This is a genomic window from Bradyrhizobium sp. 197, assembly GCF_023073375.1.
In the GTDB taxonomy this organism is placed as follows: domain Bacteria; phylum Pseudomonadota; class Alphaproteobacteria; order Rhizobiales; family Xanthobacteraceae; genus Bradyrhizobium.
In genome coordinates this window covers 25,289-46,437 of sequence record NZ_JADPJJ010000009.1, presented here as the reverse complement: position 1 = coordinate 46,437, position 21,149 = coordinate 25,289, and the positions used below count along the sequence as shown (strand labels likewise).

Sequence of the window (21,149 nt, the reverse complement as noted above, 5' to 3'; positions counted from 1 at the left end):
AACGCCTTTTGCGTTGCGGCGCAGAGCCGGAGCACGAGAAGCTTATCTCACCTCCGCCCGCTTCGGCTCCACGATCTCGAACATGCGCGGGAAGTCGTCCATCAGGCCCATCAGCTCGGCGAGCCGCATCGGGTTGCCGGATAGCTTGACCTTGCCGGCGGCGACGGCTTCCGGGAAGCTCGTCAGCTTCGCGATCACCTCGTCAAAAGTTGAGCGCGCGAGCGTGAAGCTGGCATCCGCGCCTTCCGCCTGTACGCCCTCGGTATAGGTGAGCGCGGAATTCTCCAGATTGAGCACGAACGTCTCGCCGGTGTCGGAAAAGCTCCAGTTCAGCACGATGTGCTTGCCTTCCGCCTTCGGTCCGTTGAGGCGGATGCCGAGCACGTCCCAGAGCTGTGAGGTGCGCAGCGCCGCCAGCGTCTCGCGCGGCATCGGCGGGCGCGCCGGCACCTTCGGCATGCCCTGGCGCAATTCCTGCGCGCCAAACAGATAGGCGTTGCGCCAGGTCGCGCTTTCCGCGGCATAGCCGAGCTGCTCCAGCGTGTCCGCCAGCAACGCGCGCGCCGCCGCATTATCCGGCTCGGCAAAGACGAGATGGCCGAGCGCCTGCGCCACGAAGCGGAATTCGCCCTTGTCAAAATCGGCACGCGCCCGCGCCAGAATGGCGTCGGCACCACCCATATATTCGACGTACTTCTTGCCGGATTCCACCGGCGGCAACGGATCGAGATTGACCGGATTGGCGTCATACCAGCCGAGATATTTCTGGTAGATCGCCTTCACATTGTGCCGGATATGGCCGTAATATCCGCGGCCATGCCAGGCGCCCTCGAGACTCTTCGGCAGTTGGATGGTTTCGGCGATCTCGGCGGCGGTGAGGCCGTGGTTCATCAGGCGGATGGTCTGGTCATGCGCGAATTTGTAGAGGTCGCGCTGCTGCCGGATCATGGTGCCGATGCGGTCGCGTCCCCACACCGGCCAGTGGTGCTGGCCGCACATCGCCTCCGCCTTGCCGTCCCAGAGCTGCAAGGCCTCGCCCAAATATTTCGACCAGGCCAGCGCGTCGCGCACGTCGGTGCCGCGGAACGGCAGCAGATTGTGGAAATTGTGGGTGCAGTTCTCGGCGAGGTTCAACAGCTTGTAGCGCGGGATGAAGAAATGCATCTCCGCCGGCGCTTCGCTGTTCGGCGCCATCTGGAATTCGAATTCGACGCCGTCGATCACGCGCCTGTCGCCGGTCGCCATGATCAAATCGGTCGGCCTCAGCAGCGCCACTGAACCTGCCGCCATCGACTTGCCGAGGCCGCAATCGACCTGCCCGCGCACGCCCTTGGCGAGAAGCGGCCCGAACTGGTACTGCGCCCGGCGCAGCATCGCCGGTCCCGCGATGATGTTCTCGGAGACGGCATGCTCCATGAACAAATTGGGCGCGATGATCGGCACGCGCCCGGTGGCGAGCGCATCCTCCTCCAGCACGCCGCGCGCGCCGCCCCAATGGTCGGTGTGGGTGTGGGTGAAGATCACGGCCGCGACCGGCCGCTGGCCGCGATGCTTGTAGTAAAGATCGAGCGCGGCGCGCGCGCCCTCAATCGAGGTCAGCGTGTCCACGACGATGACACCGCTGTCGCCCTCGATCAGCGTCATGTTGGCGATGTCCAGCCCACGCACCTGGTAGATTCCGGGCACGACCTCGAACAGCCCGTGCTGCATGTTGAGTCGCGACTGCCGCCACAGGCTGGGATTGACGGTCGGCGGCGCCTGCTCGGTCGACAGGAAGCCGTAGGGTTCGAGGCTCCAGACTGTCCGTCCTTGCGGGTTTGTAATCTTCGCGTTGTCGATCGTGCCGAGAAAGCCGCGCGCGGCATCGTCGAAATCCCGCGTGTCGGAAAACGGCAGCGCGTTCAGCATCGCCGTCTGCTGCGCGATGACGGACGCCGTTGCGTCCTTCGGCTCGCTGCTGGACGTGTCTGTCATCTTGATCTCCTCCCGGCCTCTCGCGCGGCATCTAACCGCATCTCGCGGTCGATTGCCATGGCGGGAGGACGGCGTGATGCGTAGCCCCGCGCCCAAAGGCGGAGAGGATGCAGCGTGTTCGCAGCTACATGCCCAACAGCCTGGGCAGCCACAACGACAGGCCCGGCCAATAGGTCACGACCACAAGGAACGCCAGCATGGTCAGGAGCCATGGCCACACCGCGACCGTGAGCTCGGTGATACCCATCTTGGCGATGCCCGAGGCGACGTAGAGATTGAGGCCGACCGGCGGATGGCACAGTCCGACCTCCATGTTGACCGTCATCAGGATGCCGAAATGGATCGGATCGATGCCGAGCTTGATCGCAACCGGAAACAGGATCGGCGCCATGATCAGGATGATCGAGGACGGCTCCATCACGTTGCCCGCCACCAGCAGCAGGAGATTGACGACGAGGAGGAAGCCGATCCAGCCGAGGCCCTGGTCGATCATCCATTGCGCGAGCGCTTGCGGCACGTTCTCGTAGGTCATCAGGAACGAGAACAAGACGGCGTTGGTGATGATGTAGAGCAGCATCGCCGACAGATTTGCCGACGACAGCAGCACGCGCGGCACGTCTCGCAGCTTCAGATCCTTGTAGATGAACACTGCGACGATAAAGGCATACACCGCGCTGACGGCGGCAGCTTCGGTCGGTGTGAACAGGCCGCTGTAGATGCCGCCGATCACGATCACGATCAGCAGGATACCCCAGATCGACTTGCGGAACGCATCGAAGCGCTCGACGAGGGTTGCTTTCGGCATCCTCGGATAGTCGTTACGCCAGGCCCGATAGAACGTCGTGGCGCCGAGCAGCATGGCGAGCACGAGCCCCGGCACGATCCCGGCGATGAACAGCTTGCCGACGGAGGTGTTGGTGGAGACGGCAAAAAGGACCATCGGGATCGAGGGTGGAATGAGAATCCCGAGCGAGCCGGAGGTCGTGATCACGCCCGCCCCGAACCGCTTCGGAAACCCCTGCGCGACCATCGCAGGCAGGATCACCGATCCGATCGCCACCACCGTGGCCGGCGATGAGCCGGAGATCGCGGCGAACAGCGCGCAGGCGACCACGCCCGAGAGCGCAAGGCCGCCGTACCAATGGCCGACCAGCGCGGTCGCAAAAGCGATCATCCGGCGTGCCACGCCGCCATGGGTCAGGAAGTTGCCGGCAAGGATGAAGAACGGGATCGCCATGATCTCGAAGCTCTCGATGCCTGTAAACAGCTTCAGCGCCACCGATTCCGTTCGCACGTCGGTCAGCGTGAACATGAAGCTGAGCACGGTCAGACCGAGCGCGATCGAAATCGGCATGCCCGTGAGCATCAACGACAGCAGAAGGCCGAAGACAACGGCGACACGCAGGCCCTGCGGCAGCGTGATCACGTGCGCCGAATGCGCGAAGCACACGGCGACGATCAGAACCGGCAACAGCATCAGGACCCAGCCGAGCGGGCTGCGTTCGTCGCCGGCGACCTGACTGCGCGTGACCGGGGCCGGATGAACCGGGTCTGCCTCGACGCCCTCGACGCCGGCCATGTCGTGATGCGGCAGCTCGCCGGTGCGATAGAACGACCAGGCGACTTGCAGGAAACGGAAGCACATCAGCCCGGAGCCGAGCGGGATGGTGAGATACACCAGCCACATCGGCGCTTCGAGATCGTTGGATTGTTGGCCGGTCTGCCACATCTGGCCGACAAACGCGGCCCCGAAATAGCACACGATGGCGGTGAAAAGGGCGCCGCACATCAGGCCGAAAGTGATGACGCGGCGGCGCGATCCGCCGGGAAGGATGTTGACCAGGACGTCGACGCCGACATGGATGCCGGTGCGTACCCCGTAGGCCGCACCGAATTTCGCCATCCAGATGAACATGTAGATGCAGAGTTCCTGCGCCCAGGACAGGTCGAGAGCGGCAAGCCAGACGAACGCGGCTCGCGCGGGAACGGCCAGCAAGGCCAGGTTGCGCGCCTCCGCCCATTTGGCGATGTCGATCGACAGCCCGGCGCCATAACGGTGCAGCACGGCAACGAAGATGAGCAATGTCGCAGCCGCGATCAACGTCGCGATCAGCCATTCCTCGAGATGATTGAGCACACGATTCAGTACACGCAGCAACTTAGTCCCCCAGCTTGGCTCATCATCAAGAGCAACGGCCGGGAGTGCGATCACCCCCGACCGTTATGGTTGTTCTTATAACGGCGCCGGCGTCAGTTCATCTTGACGTCGAGTTCCTTGGCGAGGAGATCGAGCACCTCCTGCCCGACCCGCCCCTTCGCCCATTTGTAGGTCGGCTGCATCGCCTCCTGCCATGCCTTGCGATCGGCGTCAGTCAGATAATGCAACGTGGTCTTGCCCGTCTTCTTGATCTCGGCCAGCGCATCTTCGTTCTCCTGGCGCGCGATCGAGTTGGTGTAGTCGGTCGCCTCGTTCATCGCCTTTTCGAGCTGGGCGCGGATATCAGGCGGCAGGCCCGACCAGAATTTCGAGTTGACGATGACTGCGTATTGCAGATGCGCGTGATAGGACACGGTGATGTCCTTCTGCACCTCGTAGAACTTCTGCGTCAGGTAGTTCGACGCGGTGTTCTCGCAGCCGTCGACCACGCCCGTCTGCAAAGCCTGGTAGACTTCGGAAAACGCCATGATCTGAGGGATCGAGCCCATGATCCGGAGATATTGGTCGGCGACCTTCGATCCGGAGATGCGGAATTTGAGACCCTGGAAATCGGTCGGCTTCATCAGGGCACGGTTAGCGGAGAGCATGTGGAAGCCGTTGTCCCAATAGGCGAGCCCGGTGATGCCCTTGGTCTCGAGCTTCTGGAACAGCCATTTGCCGATGGTGCCCTTCATCGCGTTGGAATAGGTCGCGTCGTCCTTGAACAGCCAGGGCAGGTCGAGCGCCTCGAACTCCTTGATACCGAGCGGTGCGAACTTCGCGGTCGAGGGCGCGAGCATCTGCACCGAGCCGAGCTGAAGCGCTTCGATCTCCTCCTTGTCCTTATAGAGGGTGGAGTTCGGATAAATTTCGATCTTGACCTTGCCGTCGGTGTACTTCTCGGCAAGCTCCTTGAACTTCAGCGCGCCCTTGCCCTTCGGGGTGTCATTGGCGACGACGTGGCTGAACTTGATGACGATCGGGCTCTGGGCCTGGGCCGAGACGGGAGACAAGGCAGGAGCCAAGAGAACAGACGCGGCGGCGACCGCAAGAAGCAGCTTGCGCATGAAGTAACCTCCCAACAACCTCTAAAAGCGGGTCTTTTTTGCTTTGCAGCCCAGTTTGCGGTCCAGTAGTGGCAGCAATCCGCCACCCGAACAACTAGACCTAAGCCCAATTTGCCGCAGCCAAGCTATCTTGGCGGCGGCTGAATGCGCAACCCGCCCCCCGCTCCCACTGCCGGAAGCGAGCGCTTATGTCGCATTGCGGCGGTGCAATCAGCCCTGGCGCTGGGCGACCATGAACAGACGCCGGAACGGGAACAGCGTCTGCCCGGCGGCATTCTTCGGATAGGCCTTCGCGACCCGCTCACCATAGGCCGCTTCGAACGCGGCCTTCTCGTCGCCCTGCAAGACGTCGAGATAGCGCGTCAGCCAGGTCCCCTTGGTCCACTCCTTCACGGGATTCTCGCCTTCGAGCACCTGCAGATATTCGGTCTCCCAGATGTCGATATTGGCCGACATCGGAGCAAGCAGACCGTGATAGTAGGCCGGCCCTTCGACCGGCGGCGGCGTGACGAGATGCTCGACCTTGGACCGCCAGGGACCGTCGAGCGCGGTCTCGCCGATCAGCACATGCGAGGGGGCCAGAAAGTTGCGCGGCATCTGCACCGCAAGCATGCCGCCGGGCGTCACCTTCTCCATGACCGAAGGAAACAATGCCGCATGATTGGGCAGCCAGTGCAGTGCGGCATTGGAATAGACGACGTCATACTGCTTCGCCGGGCGCCAGTGGCCGAGATCTTCATGGGACCATTCCACGTCCGGTGCTGCCTTGCGGCCGGCGGCAACCATCTCGGCCGAGCCCTCGACACCCGTCACCTTTGCGTCGGGCCAGCGCTCCTTGATGAGCTTGGTGACATTGCCGGCGCCGGCGCCGAGATCGGCAATCGCACGCGGACCAGAATCCGGAATTCGCATCAACAAGTCGACGGCGGGCCGGAGCCGGTGGCCGGAGAATTTCAGATATTGCTGCGGATCCCAGACCATCGCTCGGCGCCTTTTCTTTTTCGTGTTTCCTTCAACGCGGCTCTTGGTTACCACTGCTCGTCCCGGTCGGGCAAATCACCCTGACGGGGACAGGGCAGGAAACGAACAACAAAACCAACAGCAACAAGCAAAAAAGCAAACAAGAGAGCGTGTGATCATGGACCTCGGCCTCAAATCAAAAACCGCTGTCGTCACGGGCGCGAGCGTCGGCATTGGCCGCGCCATCGCCAAGGGTCTCGCCGCCGAAGGCGTGCGCGTCGTCGGCGTGGCACGCCGCACCGATCTGCTCGCCGAGTTGGTGAAGGAAGTCGGCTCCGGCCTGATCACGCCGTTTGAGCAGGACGTGATGGAAAAGGACGCGGCGGAGAAGATTTCGGCCTTCGCGCTAAAACAGCTCGGCCACGTCGACATCCTCATCAACAATGCCGGCGGCAGCCGCCCCCTCCCCGTCGATGCGCCCGACAGCAAATGGGACGAGGCGATCGCGCTGAACTTCACCAGCTACCGCCGCATCGCGCATGCCCTGCTGCCGCAGATGATCGAACGCAAATGGGGCCGCATCGTCAACATCACCGGCAAGTCCGAGCCGGAAGGCCTCAACGCCGCGTTCGCGGCGAAAGCCGCCGTCCACGCCTGGGCCAAGGGCCTGTCGCGCGAGATCGGTGAGCACGGCATCACCATCAACTGCATCCCGCCCGGCCGCATCATGAGCGAACAGATCCGCCGCAACTACGCACCGGACTATCGCGAGCGCTTTGCGGAGGAAGAGATCCCGGTCGGCTATTGGGGCGAGCCGGAAGATCTGGCGGCGTTGGCGGTGTTTCTGGCCTCGCCCGTGGCTCGGTACGTCACGGGGACGGTGATCCCGGTAGATGGGGGACTGAGGAGGTATCAGTTTTAGAGGGCGCCGACGAGGCCGAGGCTGCCGGAGAGTTCAGCTTGTGGGATGGTAGAGCGCAGCGAAGCCGACAGCATCCAACGTGACACGCGATGGTTTCGCAAGTGCTCAACCCATCCTACGCTCTCGAAGCGGACGTCGCGCATTCATGAGCGCAGGCCCCGGTCTTTTCGCCGACCGCTGCCACTCTAGCATCCTGCCAGTGTTTTGCCCGACGCGTCAACGTGATCGCGGCCGCGAATGTCGTCGTGACGCGGTTCGAAAATCCCTTATCGATCAAGGGGCCTTCTACTGTGCATGGGGTTGTTTTCGCGTTTTTTGTTTTGGCCCCTAAGAAAAAAGCGCAAGGATCCGCAGAAGCACCTCACCCCGCCTGCAGGATCTCCGCGATCGCAGCCCCCGCCGCGATCGTGCCGAGCCTGCCACCGACATCGCGCGTCGCCCTGCCCTCGCCGATCGCCGTCGCCACCGCCGCCTCGATCGCTCGCGCGGCTTCCTCGTAACGAACCGCGCCGCTGTTCTCGCCGTGCCATCCGAGCAGCAGCGCCGTCGACAGGATCAGCGACACCGGATTGGCGACGTCCTGGCCTGCAATGTCAGGCGCCGAGCCGTGCGCCGCCTGCGCCATGGCGTAGCGGTCACCGACATTGAGCGAGCCGCCGAGGCCGAGGCTTCCGGAGAGCTCAGCCGTGAGATCGGACAGGATATCGCCGAACATGTTGGTGGCGACGATGACGTCGAAACGATCGGGGTTGCGCACCACGTGCGCCATCATGGCGTCGACCAGGATGTCGTCGACCGCGAGGCCGGGATAGCCTTTCGCCGCCTCGCGGCAGATATCCAGAAACATGCCGTCGCCGATCTTGAGCACGTTGGCCTTGTGCACGATGGTCAGATGCCTGCGCCGCTTCATCGCGAGACGGCAGGCGGCGTGCGCGATGCGCTCGCAGCACAGGCGCGTGATCCGGCGCAGCGAGATCACGACGTCTGGCGTAACCAGCATCTCGCCATTGCCCTGCTCCATGTTGCGGTCGGCGTAAAACCCCTCGGTGTTTTCGCGCACCACGACGAGGTCGAAATCGCCGACCCGGCCGGGCCTCCCTGCATAAGTGCGCGCGGGCCTGACATTGGCATAGAGGTCGAGGTTCTTGCGAAAGTGCCGCGACGGATTGATCTCGCCATGCGCCTCGTCCTTGAAATCGAACGTCGCGGTCGGCCCCAGGATCAGGCCGTCGGCGGCGCGGACGATGTCGAGCAGCTCGGGACGCACGGTCGTGCCGAACTGCTTGAGGGTCGCATGCCCGACTGCGTGCTCCTCCAGCCGCAAATTGAGCTGGAAGCGCTCGGAGGCCGCGCGCAGCACGCCTGATGTCGCGGTCGTGATCTCCGGTCCGATGCCGTCACCGGGCAGAACGACGATGTGCATGGCGATCCCCTGAAATTGCAGCAGCGATCATACGCCTGCGCGCAGGCTCATCGCCCAGCCTTCGCGCATACACAGCATGCAAGCATATGCCTGTGGCAGGCGGCCCGGCCGTAGTACATGCCGAGTCCTTATCAGCCACGCCGCCGGAGCAACGCGCAAGGCAATGACAATCACGTTACCTGCCGCCGCGCGCGAGCCCGACCATACCATTTCCGACGGCCTGCCGGCCGCGCAGCGGCGCTGGGCGATCGCCGCGATCTTCACCGCGCTAGCGATGGCCTCGCTCGACACCGCGATCGCCAACATCGCGCTGCCCGCCATTGCTGCCGATCTGCATGTCACACCGGAGGAGTCGGTCTGGGTGGTCAACGTCTATCAGATCGCGCTGGTGGCGACGCTGCTGCCGCTCGGGGCGCTCGGCGAGATCGTCGGGCACCAGCGCATCTATCTCGGCGGCCTGATCCTGTTCACCATCGCCTCGCTGTTCTGCGCGGAGGCGTGGTCGCTGGACAGTCTCTTGGTTGCGCGCACGCTGCAAGGGCTCGGCGCCAGCGGCATCATGAGCGTCAACACGGCGCTGGTGCGCTTCGTCTATCCCAGCAGGATGCTCGGCCGCGGCTTCGGTCACAACGCGCTGGTGGTCGCGACCGCCTTCACCTTCGGGCCGTCGATTGCCTCCGCCATTCTCGCGGTCGGCCCATGGCCGTGGCTGTTCGCCGTCAACATCCCGTTCGGCCTCGTCGCGATCGGCATCGGCTTTGCGATGCTGCCGAAGACGCCGCGCGCCGATCACGGCTTTGACTTTCTCGGCGCGATCCTGGCGTCGGCCTGCCTCGGCCTGTTCATCACGGGCATCGGCAGCGCCGCGCATAATCTCTCGCCTCTGGTCGTGGGCATCGAGCTGGTCACGGCGCTCGTGCTCGGCTTCGTCCTGACGCGCCGCCATGCCGACCATCCGGCGCCGATGCTGCCGATCGACCTGTTCAGCCGGCCGATGTTCGCATTGTCGGCGGCGACGGCCGTGTGCTCCTTTGCGGTGCAGGGCCTCGCCTTCGTCTCGCTGCCGTTCTATTTCGAGGACGTGCTGGGCCGCTCGCAGGTCGAGACCGGATTTTTCATGACGCCGTGGCCGCTGGTGGTCGGCATCATGGCGCCGATCGCGGGGCGTCTCTCCGACCGGCATGCGGTCGGATTGTTGGGCGGCATCGGCCTCGTGCTGCTCGGCATCGGCATGGCGCTGCTCGCGATGCTTCCGGCCAATCCTGCTATCCCCGACATCATCTGGCGGATGGTGATCTGCGGCATGGGGTTCGGGTTCTTCCAGGCGCCGAACATGAAGGCGGTGATGTCGAGCGCGCCGCCTCACCGCAGCGGCAGCGCCTCGGGCATCGTCGCAACCGCGCGCCTGACCGGGCAAACCACCGGAGCGGCACTTGCCGCCCTCTGCTTCGCGCTGGCCGGTCGCGATGGCGCCATCGTCGCATTGGCACTTGGCGCCGGTTTCGCCGCACTCGGCAGCGTGATGAGCTTCTTGCGGCTGGCGGTGAAGTAGCCCCTCAAGCCAGATGTCGAGCCGCCGTCGCGTCGATCGTCGCCACCGGAATGACCGTCTCCTCGTCGAGCGCAGCGAGGCGTGCGTCGATGGCATCGATGACCTTGCGCGAGAACGGTCCGAGATGCGCATAGGCGGCGATCATCTGCACGGCGATCCGCGCCGATGACGTGTCGCGCTTGGCGCAGTTCATGAAGGTCTGCCAGAGCGGCCCACGCGCCTCGGGAAGGGCTGTGACCACCTTGTGCACCGTTTCCATCGCGCCGATCCGGGCGCGGATATCGCCTTCCGCGAGCTCCTGGCGCTGGCGAGAGCGGTCGAGCAGCGTCATCAGACGGTCGATGCGCCTCGCATAGGCCGTCGGGCTGTAGATGTGCTCCAGCACGCGCTTATAGTCCATCAGGATGTCGCGCAACGGGCGCACCGGATCGAAGTTGATCCCGGCGGTACACTGATCGGCGCCGATGGTCGGCGCCAGGTCGTGGCCCGGGTGCAGCCGGCCTTCGCGCTCCAGGCGGCGCGTGAGCTGCGTGTTCGGCAAGGCATAGAGCAGGCCGACCATGCTGACGGGGATCGCCGCCTCTTCGATGAAGTCGATCATGGCATCCGCCATCGAGAGCTTCTCATTGTCGAAGCCGACGATAAAACCCGCGGTGACGAGCATGCCAGCGGCGTAGATTTTGTGGATGCTCTCGGCGATGTTGCGTCGCGTGTTCTGCTTCTTCCGCATCGCGACCAGCGTCGCCGGATCAGGACTTTCGATGCCGACGAAGATGGCGAAGAAGTTCGCCGCACCCATCAGGTCCAATAGCTCGGGATCGTCGGCCAGATTGACCGAGGCTTCAGTCGACAATTCGAAGGGATAGCCGTGAGCGCGTTGCCATTCGGCGAGCTGGGGCAGGAACAGCCGGAGCGACTTCTTGTTGCCGATGAAATTGTCGTCGACGAAGTCGAGATGGCCGCGGTAACCCATTGCGTAGAGCGTATCGAGCTCGATCAGGATCTGCGCGTTTGTCTTGGTCCGCGGCACGCGTCCATAGAGCTCGATGATGTCGCAGAACTCGCAGGTAAACGGACAGCCGCGCGAATACTGCACACCGAGATAAAGGTAGTCCTCGAACTTCAGCAGGTCGAAGCGCGGCACCGGCGTCTTGGTGACGTCGGCCTGGAATTTCGGTGCGATGAAGACGCCGGACCGTGCGCCACTGTCCCAGGCCGCGATGAATTCGTCGATGACGCTCTCGGCCTCGCCGAGCACCTGGAAGTCGGCCCTCTCATAGATGTGGGGGCTCGATGTGGGATCGGGACCGCCGACCACCACCGGCTTGCCCGCAGCACGGCACGTTTCGATCAGGCGCAGCGTGTCGGCCTGCTGCGGCATCATTCCGCCGGTGAAGACGACGTCGGCCCAGGACAGATCCTCGTCGCCGAAGGATTGCGTGTTGCAATCGATCAGCCGGACCGTCCAGCTCTCGGGCAACATCGCGGCAACGGTGATCAGGCCCAAGGGGGCGGCGGGGCGCTTCACGCCCAACACTTTGCAGGATTCGCCAAAGCTCCAGAAGGATTCTGCCGAGAACAGCGGATAGAGCATCAGGACGTTGCAAGGCTGCGGTGCGTTCATGGAACCCCTTTTGGCTTGATCCCACTGTAGCAGAGCGTTGTCGACTTGCACCCCGGCAAAACGGACAAACTGTCGCTCTCGGTTCCAAGGGTGTCTGCCCGCGGAAGCCGGCATACGTCGCCCCAAGCCGTGCCGCGGGCGTCCAAGCAGGGTCCAGCCAGGGTCCAGCCAGGGTCCAGCCAGGGTCCAGCCACCCCTCAGACTGTTGATTTGAAGGTTTCCAATTTGCCGGACACATTGCGCCCCTGAGTCCTATCGGTGGATTGGACCAATCAGGGGACTGCGATGGCAAACCTTACAATCAACGAAAAAGCCTTCACGCTCGACGTCGAGCCGGATACGCCGCTGCTGTGGGCAATCCGCGAGAATGCCGGCCTGACCGGCACAAAATATGGCTGCGGCATTGCACAATGCGGCGCCTGCACCGTTCACATCGACGGCGTCGCCACCCGCTCCTGCGGGGTTTCGGTCAGCGAGGCCGTGGGCAAGAAGATCACGACCATCGAAGGGCTCGCCTCCGGCAAGTCGCTGCACAAGGTGCAGGAAGCCTGGATCGCCCAGGACGTGCCGCAATGCGGCTATTGCCAGAGCGGCATGATCATGGCGGTGGCGGCGCTCCTGAGCGAGAAGCCGAAGCCGACCGACGCCGATATCGACGAGGCCATCACCAATATCTGCCGCTGCGGCACCTTCCAGCAGGTGCGCGAAGCGATCCACACGATCGCAAGCGCGTAAGGAGCCGCCACATGAATAAGCATGTTTCACCGCGGCTCAACCGCCGCGCCTTCGTCATCGGCACCGCCGCGGTCGGCGCAGGTCTCGCAATCGGCCTCGATATCCCCTTCGGCGGCCCCGCCGTGGTCCGCGCCGCCGACGGCTCCCCCGAGATCGGCGCCTGGGTCGTGGTCCGGCCCGACGACACCGTCGTGATCCGCATCGCCCGCTCCGAGATGGGCCAGGGCTCGCTCACCGGCCTCGCCCAGCTCGTCGCCGAGGAGCTCGAATGCGACTGGTCGAAAGTCTCGACCGAATATCCGACGCCCGGCCAAAGCGTCGCCCGCAAGCGCGTCTGGGGCGATTTCTCGACCGGCGGCAGCCGCGGCATCCGCTCTTCGCAAGACTACGTCCGCAAGGGCGGCGCCACCGCGCGCGTGATGCTGATCCAGGCCGCCGCCGAGACGTGGAAAGTGCCGGCATCCGAATGCACGGCCGCCAACAGCGTCATCACCCATACGTCCTCGGGCAAGACCACGACCTTCGGCAAGGTCGCCGAGGCCGCGGCCAAGCTCACGCCACCGGCCGACGTCAAGCTGAAGGACCCCAAGGATTGGAAGCTGATCGGCAAGGGCGTGAAGCGGCTCGACACCACCGAGAAGACCACCGGCACCATGGTCTATGGCATCGACGTCAAGCTGCCGGGCATGCTGAACGCCGCGATCAAGGACTGCCCGGTGTTCGGCGGCAAGGTGAAGAGCTTTGACGAAGCCAAGATTGCCGGGATGAAGGGCGTCAAAAAGGTCGTCAAGGTCGGCGATACCGCGGTCGCGGTCGTTGCCGACACCTGGTGGCACGCCAAGACCGCGCTGGAGGCGCTGCCGATCGTCTGGGACGAGGGCGACAACGCCAAGGTCTCAAGCGAATCGATTGCAAAGTGGCTGGCCGAGGGCCTCGACAACGCGCAGCCGGCCTATGTCGGCAACAAGAACGGCGACGCGAAGGCGGCGATTGCAACTGCCGCCAAGAAGGTCGAGGCCGTCTACAGCTATCCCTACCAGAACCACGCCACCATGGAGCCGATGAACGCCACGGCGCTCTACACGGCGGACAAATGCGAGGTCTGGTGTGGCACACAGAACGGAGAAGCTGTCTTCGCGGCGGTGCTGGAAGCCTCCGGCCTGCCGGCGGAGAAGTGCGACGTGTACAAGGTGATGCCCGGCGGCGGTTTCGGCCGGCGCGGCCAGACCGACTATGTTCGCCAGGCCGTCATCATCGCCAAGGAGATGCCGGGCACGCCGATCAAGCTGTTGTGGTCTCGCGAAGAGGACATGGCGCACGGCAAGTATCACCCGATCACCCAGTGTAAGATGACCGGCGCGTTCGATGCCGACAACAATCTGGTCGCGCTGCACTACCGTCTGTCCGGGCAGTCGATCCTGTTCTCGCTGCGTCCCGAAGCGCTGCAGAACGGCATGGATCCGGCCGCATTCCAGGGCGTCGCCCAGACCGGCGAAGCCGCGTTCGGCTACTCCGTGCCGAACCTGCTGGTCGAGCACGCGATGCGCAACCCGCACGTTCCGCCCGGCTTCTGGCGTGGCGTCAACGTCAATCACAACGCGATCTACATGGAATGCTTCATGGACGAGCTGGCCCAGGCCGCAGGCCAGGACCCGCTCGAATTCCGCCGCAAGCTGATGGGCAATCACCCCAAGCATCTCGCGGTGCTCAATGCCGTGGCCGAGAAGATCGGCTGGAGCACGCCGGCGCCGCAGGGCGTCTATCGCGGTATCGCGCAGGTGATGGGCTATGGCAGCTATGTCGCCGGCGCTGCCGAAATCTCGGTGACCGACGGCAACAAGATCAAGGTGCTTCGTATCGTCGCCTCCACCGATCCCGGCTACGTCGTCAATCCGGCACAGGTGGAGCGGCAGATCGCGGGCTCCTTCGTCTATGGCCTTAGCGCGTTGTTCTACGGCGGCTGCACCGTCAAGGACGGCAAGATCGAGCAAACCAACTTCGACACCTACAATTCGATGCGCATCAACGAGATGCCGAAGGTCGAATCGGTGATGGTGCCGAGCGGCGGGTTCTGGGGCGGTGTCGGCGAGCCGACCATCGGCGTCGCGGCGCCGGCGGTGCTCAATGCGTACTTCGCGGCGACGGGCAAACGCATCCGCTCGGTGCCGCTGCGCGACCAGAACATCACCTTCGCCTGAGACGACAGCTGCGGCGGCCACCATGGCCGCCGCAGCATTTTTCGGATGAGGCCCATGAAAGCGTCGATGACACGGCGGAATGCCGTCCTCGGCATCACCGTCGCGGCAACATCGCTCGCCGTACCTTCCATCCTGCGCGCGCAATCGACGGGCCGCGTCGTCGTGGTCGGCGGCGGCTTTGGCGGCGCCGCGTGCGCCCGCGCGCTGAAGCGCGCGCAGGCAAACTTGCAAGTCATCCTGATCGAACCCAATGCGATCTTCACCTCCTGCCCCTTCAGTAACGCGGTGATTGCCGGCCTGCGCGAGATCGACGCGCAGCAGTTTGGTTATGACAGGCTCCGCGCCGAGGGCGTCACCGTGATCGGCCAGGCCGTGACCACGATCGAGCCGCAGCTGCGCAGCGTCATCACGGCCGATGGCGTTGCGCTGCCCTATGATCGTCTCGTACTCTCCCCCGGCATCGACTTCCATTTCGAAGCGTTGCCCGGCTACGACGACGCGGCATCAGAAAAAATGCCGCACGCCTGGAAGGCAGGCGCGCAGACGCTGCTGCTGCACCGGCAGTTGGAGGCAATGCCGGACGGCGGCACTGTCGCCATTGCGATCCCCGCCAATCCCTCGCGCTGTCCCCCGGCGCCTTACGAGCGCGCCAGCCTGATCGCGCATTATTTGAAGACGAAGAAGCCGCGCTCGAAGATTCTGATCCTCGATGCCAAGGACAATTTCTCGCAGCAGCGGCTGTTCGAGAAGGCGTGGAAGGAGCTGTACGGCGACATGATCGAACGCATCGGACTGTCGCAAGGCGGCCGCGTGACCTCGGTCGATCCCGCGACCAGGACCATCGTCACCGAGTTCGGCAACTACACGCCTGATGTCGCCAATGTCATTCCGCCGCAGCGCGCCGGGCGTATTGCCGAGATCGCGGGCGCTGCGGATGCAACCGGCTGGTGCCCGATCAATCCTGTTACCTTTGAGTCAAAACTCGTCCGGAACATCCACGTCATTGGTGATGCCTGCCTCGGCGGCGGCATTCCCAAATCGGCGTCCGCTGCAGGCGCACAGGGCAAGGCCTGTGCTGCCGCCATCGTGAATCTCCTCGCCGGTCGGGCGCCGGAAACGCCGCGATTGACAGGCATCTGCTACAACATTGTCGCGCCCGGTTACGGCTTTTCACTCGCCGGCAATTACCAGCCCAAGGGCGACATCTTCGCCGAGGTCGAGGGCGGCGCGACCAGCCCGGTCGATGCCCCGCGCGAGCTGCGCGCCCGGGAAGCGACTGACGCCGAGCGCTGGTTTCAAACCATCACGGCAGACACCTTTGGCTAGATCATCGATCCATATCGCAGCGCTGATCGCCGCCAGTTTCGCCTTCGCCTGCCATGCAGGGGCAGAGGAACTCCTGCCCTACAACATCGCCGGCGACGGCATTGCGGAATCGCTCACCGGCGCGCCCGGTGATGCCGCGCGCGGCCGCGCGCTTGTGCTCGCGCGCACCACCACCTGCATCCTCTGCCATTCCGGCCCCTTCCCCGAAACGCGGTTCCAGGGCGACCTCGCGCCTGATCTCACAGGTGCGGGGAACCGCTGGACCACGAGCCAGTTGCGGCTTCGACTGGTCGATGCGGCGCGTTTCAACCCGGAGACCATCATGCCGTCCTACTATCGCAACGACCATCTCATGCGCGTCGGGCGCAATTTCGCCGGCAGGCCGATATTGTCGGCCACGGAGATCGAGGACATCGTGGCCTTTCTTGCAGCGCTTCGGGACTAGGTTCATGCAAACCACGCGACGACATTTCCTGAGTATCGCCGGAGGCGTCGCGGCCGCCGGGACGATCCCGATCGTCACCCAGCGGCCGCTGCAAGCGACGCCCGCGATGCTCACCACCGCGATCCGCAACGTCGTCGGCGAAGCACCTGTGCGCACCGGCAGGGTGAAGCTCGACATTCCGCCGCTGGTCGAGAACGGCAACACGGTGCCGATGACCGTGAGCGTCGCCAGCCCGATGACGGCGGACGACTACGTCAAGAGCATCCACGTCTTCAATGAGAAGAACCCGCAGCCGAACATCGGCAATTTCTATCTCGGCCCCTCCTCCGGCCGCGCCCAAATCTCGACGCGGATCCGGCTCGCCGACACCCAGAAGGTGGTGGCGATCGCGCGTCTTTCCGACGACTCGTTCTGGCAGGTCACGACCGAAATCGTCGTGACGCTGGCCGCCTGCACCGAGGAGATGAACTGATGGCCGCGCTGATCAACGTTCCGGCAAAAGCCCGGCGCGGCGATGTCGTCGAGATCCGCACTTTGACCTCGCACATCATGGAAACCGGCTTCCGGCACACCGCGGACGGCGCGCCGGTGCCGCGCGACATCATCACGAGTTTTACGTGCCGCTACAACGGCGCCGAGATTTTTCGTGCTGACCTGTTTCCGGCGATCGCGGCCAACCCTTATCTGTCGTTCTTCACGGTCGCGAAGGAGAGCGGCAAGTTCGAGTTCGAGTGGACCGGCGACAACGGCTATTCGTCGAGCGCATCGGCGTCGATCACCGTCGAATGAATTTTTGGTGCGCGATAGCGACGGCGGCGGCGCTCCTCGCCACCACCCCTGCCCTGCTCGCCGGCGAGATTCCGCCGGACGCGCGCCGCTCCGGCTATTCGTTCATGGGGCCTGACACACGTGCGATGCAGGATGACGACACGTCAAATCCCGGCATGCTGTTCGTGCTCGACGGTGAGGCGTTGTGGACGAAGAAGACCGGCAGCGCCGACAAAGCCTGTGCGGATTGCCACGGCGATGCGCGCAGCAGCATGAAGGGCGTCGCGGCGCGCTATCCGGCCTTCGACAAGGCGCTGACGCGCCCCGTCACGCTCGACCAGCGCATCAATCTTTGCCGCAGCAATCATCAGCAGGCAACGCCGCTGCCGTACGAGAGCCGCGACCTGCTGGCCCTGTCCGCCTTCGTCGCGCACCAATCGCGCGGCGCGGCGATCACGGCTGGCGACGATCCGCAGCTGAAGCCGTTTGTCGAACAGGGCCGCGACCTTTTCATGCAGCGTGAGGGCCAGCTCAACCTTGCCTGCACCAATTGCCACGACGACAACTACAACAAGCGTCTTGCCGGCGCGCCGATCACGCAAGGACAGCCGACCGGCTATCCGCTTTATCGCCTGGAATGGCAGACGCTGGGCTCGCTGGGGCGGCGGCTGCGCAGCTGCATGACCGGCGTTCGCGCCCAGGCCTATGATTACGGTTCGCCCGAGCTCGTTGCGCTCGAACTCTATCTGATGTCACGGGCGCGCGGCCTGAGTGTGGAAACGCCGGCCGTGCGGCCCTGAATTCCGCAGATTAGGACTAGGCAGACGCAGAACGGCCGCTAGTATCCGCCCAAATTGAGTCACAGGGAGGGACCTAAAGTGGTCAACCACAAAATCTCGCGTCGTACGCTTTTAACGGGCACTGCCGCCGCTGGCGCGCTCAGCCTGACGGGATTGCCGGCGCGCGCCGAGGTGAACTGGAAGAAATACGCCGGGACCAAGCTTGAGGTGATCCTCGCCAAGGGGCCCCGCGGCGACAATCTGCAAAAATACGTCAAGGAGTTCACCGAGCTCACCGGCATTCAGGTCGAATCCGAGCAGATTCCCGAGCAGCAGCAGCGCCAGAAGGTGGTGATCGAGCTGACCTCGGGACGGCCGAGCTTCGACGTCGTCCATCTCAGCTATCACGTGCAGAAGCGGCAGTTCGAGAGGGGCGGCTGGCTCGCCGACATGACGCCCTTCATGAAGGACCCGACGCTGACCGCCCCTGATCTCGTGGAGAGCGATTTCTCGGCCGCGGGCCTGCAATACGCCAAGAACGACAAGGGCCAGATGCTGTCGCTGCCGTGGTCGGTCGATTATTTCATCCTCTACTACAACAAGGAGCTGTTCGAGAAGAAGGGCGTCGCCGTGCCCAAGACCCTCGACGAGATGGCCGCGGCCGCCGAGAAGCTCACCGATGCCAAGGAAGGCATCTACGGTTTTGTCGGGCGCGGCTTGCGCAACGCCAATATGGCGATGTGGAGCAACTTCTTCCTCGATTATGGCGGGGAATTCCTCGACGCCAAGGGCAACATCCTGACCGACGGTCCGGAAGCGATTGCCGCGACCAAGCTGTATCAGACACTCCTGACGAAATCGGCGCCTCCAGGCGTCGCCGGCTTCAACTGGATGGAGTCGATGGCCTCCTTCACGCAAGGCCGGTCCGCGATGTGGATCGACGGCGTCGGCTGGGCGCCGCCGCTGGAAGATCCGGCCGCTTCGCGCGTTGTCGGCAAGGTCGGCTACACCGTCGTACCCGCCGGCCCCAAGGGACAATATTCCTCGACCTATGGCGACGGCATCGGCATTGCCGCGGCGAGCAAGAACAAGGAAGCCGCCTATCTGCTCTGCCAATGGGTGGTCTCGAAGACCCAGGGCGCGCGGCTGCTGCAGGCCGGTGGCGGCGTGCCGTTCCGCAACTCGATCCTCGGCGATCCCGAGGTCCAGAAGGGCGTGAAGACCAAGGAGTGGCTGCAATCGGTGATCGATTCCGGCAAGATCAGCAAGCTGGGCCTGCCCGTCGTGATCCCGGTCGCCGAATTCCGCGACATCGTCGGCGCCGCGGTCACCGCGACCCTGTCCGGCGCCGATCCTGCCGCCGAGCTGAAGAAGGCCAACGATCAGTACCGGCCGATCCTGGAGCGTAGCGAGAAGACGTGAGTGCGTTGACACAATCGACTCCGGGCGCGGCAAAGTCTGATGCCGCGCCGGAGAAAGAGTTGCGGCCGCCGTCCTACTGGCCGTTCGTGGTGCCGGCGCTGGTCGTCGTGCTCGCGATCATCATCTTCCCGTGGGTCTTCACGATCTGGATGAGCCTGAACGAGTGGAAGGTCGGCTCGGCGACCACCTTCGCTGGATTCTCCAATTATCTGCGGCTGACGAGCGATCCCCGCTTCATCGAGGCCATCGGGCATACGCTGTTCTACACCGCACTGTCCGTGCTGCTGCCGCTCGTGCTCGGCACGTTTGCGGCCGTGGTGTTTCACCAGAAATTCCCCGGCCGCGGCTTCCTGCGCGGCGTCTTCATCATGCCGATGATGGCGACGCCGGTGGCGATCGCGCTGGTCTGGACCATGATGTTCCACCCGCAGCTCGGCGTGCTGAACTATTTGCTGTCACTGGTCGGGATCCCTGCGCAGCTCTGGGTGTTCCATCCCGCGACCGTCATTCCTTCGCTGGTCCTGGTCGAGACCTGGCAATGGACGCCGCTGGTCATGCTGATCGTGCTCGGCGGCCTCGCCGCGATCCCGACCGAGCCTTATGAAAGTGCACAGATCGACGGCGCCAATATCTGGCAGGTCTTCCGCTTCATCACCCTGCCGCTGATCATGCCGTTCCTGTTCATCGCCGGCATGATCCGCATGATCGACGCCGTGAAAAGTTTCGACATCATCTTCGCAATCACGCAGGGCGGACCGGGATCGGCGTCGGAGACCATCAACATCTATCTCTACAGCGTCGCCTTCTCCTATTACGACCTCGGCTACGGCTCGGCGATCGCGGTGGTGTTCTTCCTGCTGATCGTCGCGCTTGCGGCCGTGATGCTCTATGCCCGACAGCGCATGCTGTGGACAGAAATCTCGAGCGACGCATGACACCCCGTCAGATCATCGGCAAAATCGGCCTGTGGCTTTCGGTGTTCGTCATCGTATCGCCGGCAATCCTGTTCTTTCTCTGGATGCTGTCGCTGTCGCTCAAATTCGAGATCGACAACGCCGCCTACCCGCCGGTGTTCTTCCCCGAGCATATCGCCTGGAAGAACTACGCGGACGTGCTCGCCTCGAACCGCTTCCTGACCTATTTCATCAACAGCCTGATCGTGACAGGCGGCGCGACGTTGCTCGCGCTGATCGTCGGTGTCCCCGCCGGTTACGGCATCGCACGCATGGCCGCGCACAAATCCGCGATCGTGATCCTGATCGCCCGGATCACGCCCGGCCTGTCCTATTTGATCCCGCTGTTTCTCATGTTCCAGTGGCTGGGACTGCTCGGCACGCTGGTGCCGCAGATCATCATCCACCTCGTGGTCACGGTGCCGATCGTGATCTGGATCATGATCGGCTATTTCGAGACGACGCCGATGGAGCTGGAAGAAGCCGCCCTCATCGACGGCGCCACACGCTGGCAGGTCTTCCGCCATGTCGCGCTGCCGATCGCCAAGCCCGGCATCGCCGTCGCCTTCATCCTGGCCGTGATCTTCTCCTGGAACAATTTTGTGTTCGGCATCGTGCTGGCGGGACGCGAGACACGCACCCTGCCGGTTGCCGTCTACAACATGATCTCGTTCGACCAGCTTAGCTGGGGGCCGCTCGCGGCCGCGGCGCTGATCGTGACGTTCCCGGTGCTGCTGCTGACGGTGTTCGCCCAACGACAGATCGTTGCCGGGCTCACGGCGGGCGCCGTCAAGGGCGGATAGC

The 21,149-nt window shown here is 63.9% G+C and carries 18 protein-coding genes and 1 pseudogene; 12 read left to right on the top strand and 7 right to left on the bottom strand.

From position 1 onward, the window contains the following. Window positions 1–42: 42 nt before the first annotated feature. From IVB27_RS02940 to IVB27_RS02920, 5 genes and pseudogenes are all read right to left on the bottom strand, one after another. Window positions 43–1,974, bottom strand: a complete 1,932-nt coding sequence (locus tag IVB27_RS02940; RefSeq protein WP_247441265.1) for an alkyl/aryl-sulfatase — start codon at window positions 1,972–1,974, stop codon at window positions 43–45. Window positions 1,975–2,098: 124 nt separating this feature from the next. Continuing rightward, window positions 2,099–3,340, bottom strand: a complete 1,242-nt coding sequence (locus IVB27_RS43185; protein ID WP_456664519.1) for a TRAP transporter large permease — start codon at window positions 3,338–3,340, stop codon at window positions 2,099–2,101. 303 nt (window positions 3,341–3,643) lie between these two features. Next, window positions 3,644–3,877, bottom strand: a pseudogene (locus tag IVB27_RS43180) (TRAP transporter small permease); the annotation flags it as partial. A gap of 347 nt (window positions 3,878–4,224) precedes the next feature. Next, window positions 4,225–5,238, bottom strand: coding sequence for a DctP family TRAP transporter solute-binding subunit (locus IVB27_RS02925; RefSeq protein ID WP_247441263.1), 1,014 nt, complete (start codon window positions 5,236–5,238; stop codon window positions 4,225–4,227). Between the two features lie 210 nt (window positions 5,239–5,448). After that, the gene (locus tag IVB27_RS02920; RefSeq protein ID WP_247348256.1) at window positions 5,449–6,219 is read right to left on the bottom strand and encodes a methyltransferase domain-containing protein; all 771 of its coding nucleotides are present in this window, start codon (window positions 6,217–6,219) and stop codon (window positions 5,449–5,451) included. Window positions 6,220–6,376: 157 nt separating this feature from the next. Here IVB27_RS02920 and IVB27_RS02915 point away from each other — a divergent pair, with 157 nt between their 5' ends. Beyond that, on the top strand, window positions 6,377–7,120 hold the full coding sequence (locus IVB27_RS02915; RefSeq protein ID WP_247441262.1) for an SDR family NAD(P)-dependent oxidoreductase: 744 nt from the start codon (window positions 6,377–6,379) through the stop codon (window positions 7,118–7,120). Between the two features lie 361 nt (window positions 7,121–7,481). Here the strand turns inward: IVB27_RS02915 and IVB27_RS02910 are convergent, their stop codons facing one another. After that, a complete protein-coding gene (locus tag IVB27_RS02910; protein ID WP_247441261.1) occupies window positions 7,482–8,543 on the bottom strand; it encodes an isocitrate/isopropylmalate dehydrogenase family protein in 1,062 nt (353 codons plus the stop codon). A gap of 163 nt (window positions 8,544–8,706) precedes the next feature. On the opposite strand from IVB27_RS02910, the gene IVB27_RS02905 reads away from it, so the two are divergent. Further along, on the top strand, window positions 8,707–10,095 hold the full coding sequence (locus tag IVB27_RS02905) for an MFS transporter (RefSeq protein ID WP_247441260.1): 1,389 nt from the start codon (window positions 8,707–8,709) through the stop codon (window positions 10,093–10,095). 4 nt (window positions 10,096–10,099) lie between these two features. Here IVB27_RS02905 and IVB27_RS02900 read toward each other — a convergent pair whose 3' ends face one another. Then, entirely contained in the window at window positions 10,100–11,719 is a 1,620-nt protein-coding gene (locus tag IVB27_RS02900) for a B12-binding domain-containing radical SAM protein (RefSeq protein ID WP_247441258.1), read from the bottom strand. Window positions 11,720–12,004: 285 nt separating this feature from the next. Here IVB27_RS02900 and IVB27_RS02895 point away from each other — a divergent pair, with 285 nt between their 5' ends. From IVB27_RS02895 to IVB27_RS02850, 10 genes are all read left to right on the top strand, one after another. Further along, window positions 12,005–12,454, top strand: a complete 450-nt coding sequence (locus IVB27_RS02895; protein ID WP_247441256.1) for a (2Fe-2S)-binding protein — start codon at window positions 12,005–12,007, stop codon at window positions 12,452–12,454. 11 nt (window positions 12,455–12,465) lie between these two features. After that, window positions 12,466–14,652 (top strand): xanthine dehydrogenase family protein molybdopterin-binding subunit, encoded by a 2,187-nt coding sequence (locus IVB27_RS02890; protein ID WP_247441254.1) that lies wholly within the window; start codon window positions 12,466–12,468, stop codon window positions 14,650–14,652. A gap of 54 nt (window positions 14,653–14,706) precedes the next feature. Then, window positions 14,707–15,978: an NAD(P)/FAD-dependent oxidoreductase gene (locus tag IVB27_RS02885; protein ID WP_247441252.1), complete on the top strand. Its 1,272-nt coding sequence runs from the start codon at window positions 14,707–14,709 to the stop codon at window positions 15,976–15,978. After that, window positions 15,971–16,423, top strand: a complete 453-nt coding sequence (gene soxX / locus IVB27_RS02880) for a sulfur oxidation c-type cytochrome SoxX (protein ID WP_247441225.1) — start codon at window positions 15,971–15,973, stop codon at window positions 16,421–16,423. The genes IVB27_RS02885 and soxX overlap by 8 nt, the downstream gene beginning before the upstream one ends. 4 nt (window positions 16,424–16,427) lie before the next feature. Further along, entirely contained in the window at window positions 16,428–16,895 is a 468-nt protein-coding gene (locus tag IVB27_RS02875) for a SoxY-related AACIE arm protein (RefSeq protein WP_247441223.1), read from the top strand. Beyond that, complete coding sequence (gene soxZ / locus IVB27_RS02870) at window positions 16,895–17,212, top strand: thiosulfate oxidation carrier complex protein SoxZ (RefSeq protein ID WP_247441222.1); 318 nt, start codon at window positions 16,895–16,897, stop codon at window positions 17,210–17,212. Before IVB27_RS02875 ends, soxZ begins: the two co-directional genes overlap by 1 nt. Further along, a complete protein-coding gene (soxA, locus tag IVB27_RS02865; RefSeq protein ID WP_247441220.1) occupies window positions 17,209–17,991 on the top strand; it encodes a sulfur oxidation c-type cytochrome SoxA in 783 nt (260 codons plus the stop codon). Before soxZ ends, soxA begins: the two co-directional genes overlap by 4 nt. 78 nt (window positions 17,992–18,069) lie before the next feature. Then, window positions 18,070–19,392, top strand: coding sequence for an ABC transporter substrate-binding protein (locus IVB27_RS02860; protein ID WP_247348232.1), 1,323 nt, complete (start codon window positions 18,070–18,072; stop codon window positions 19,390–19,392). Beyond that, complete coding sequence (locus tag IVB27_RS02855; protein WP_247348229.1) at window positions 19,389–20,327, top strand: carbohydrate ABC transporter permease; 939 nt, start codon at window positions 19,389–19,391, stop codon at window positions 20,325–20,327. The genes IVB27_RS02860 and IVB27_RS02855 overlap by 4 nt, the downstream gene beginning before the upstream one ends. Then, complete coding sequence (locus IVB27_RS02850) at window positions 20,324–21,148, top strand: carbohydrate ABC transporter permease (RefSeq protein ID WP_247441219.1); 825 nt, start codon at window positions 20,324–20,326, stop codon at window positions 21,146–21,148. Before IVB27_RS02855 ends, IVB27_RS02850 begins: the two co-directional genes overlap by 4 nt. The last annotated feature ends 1 nt before the right edge of the window (window position 21,149 follow it).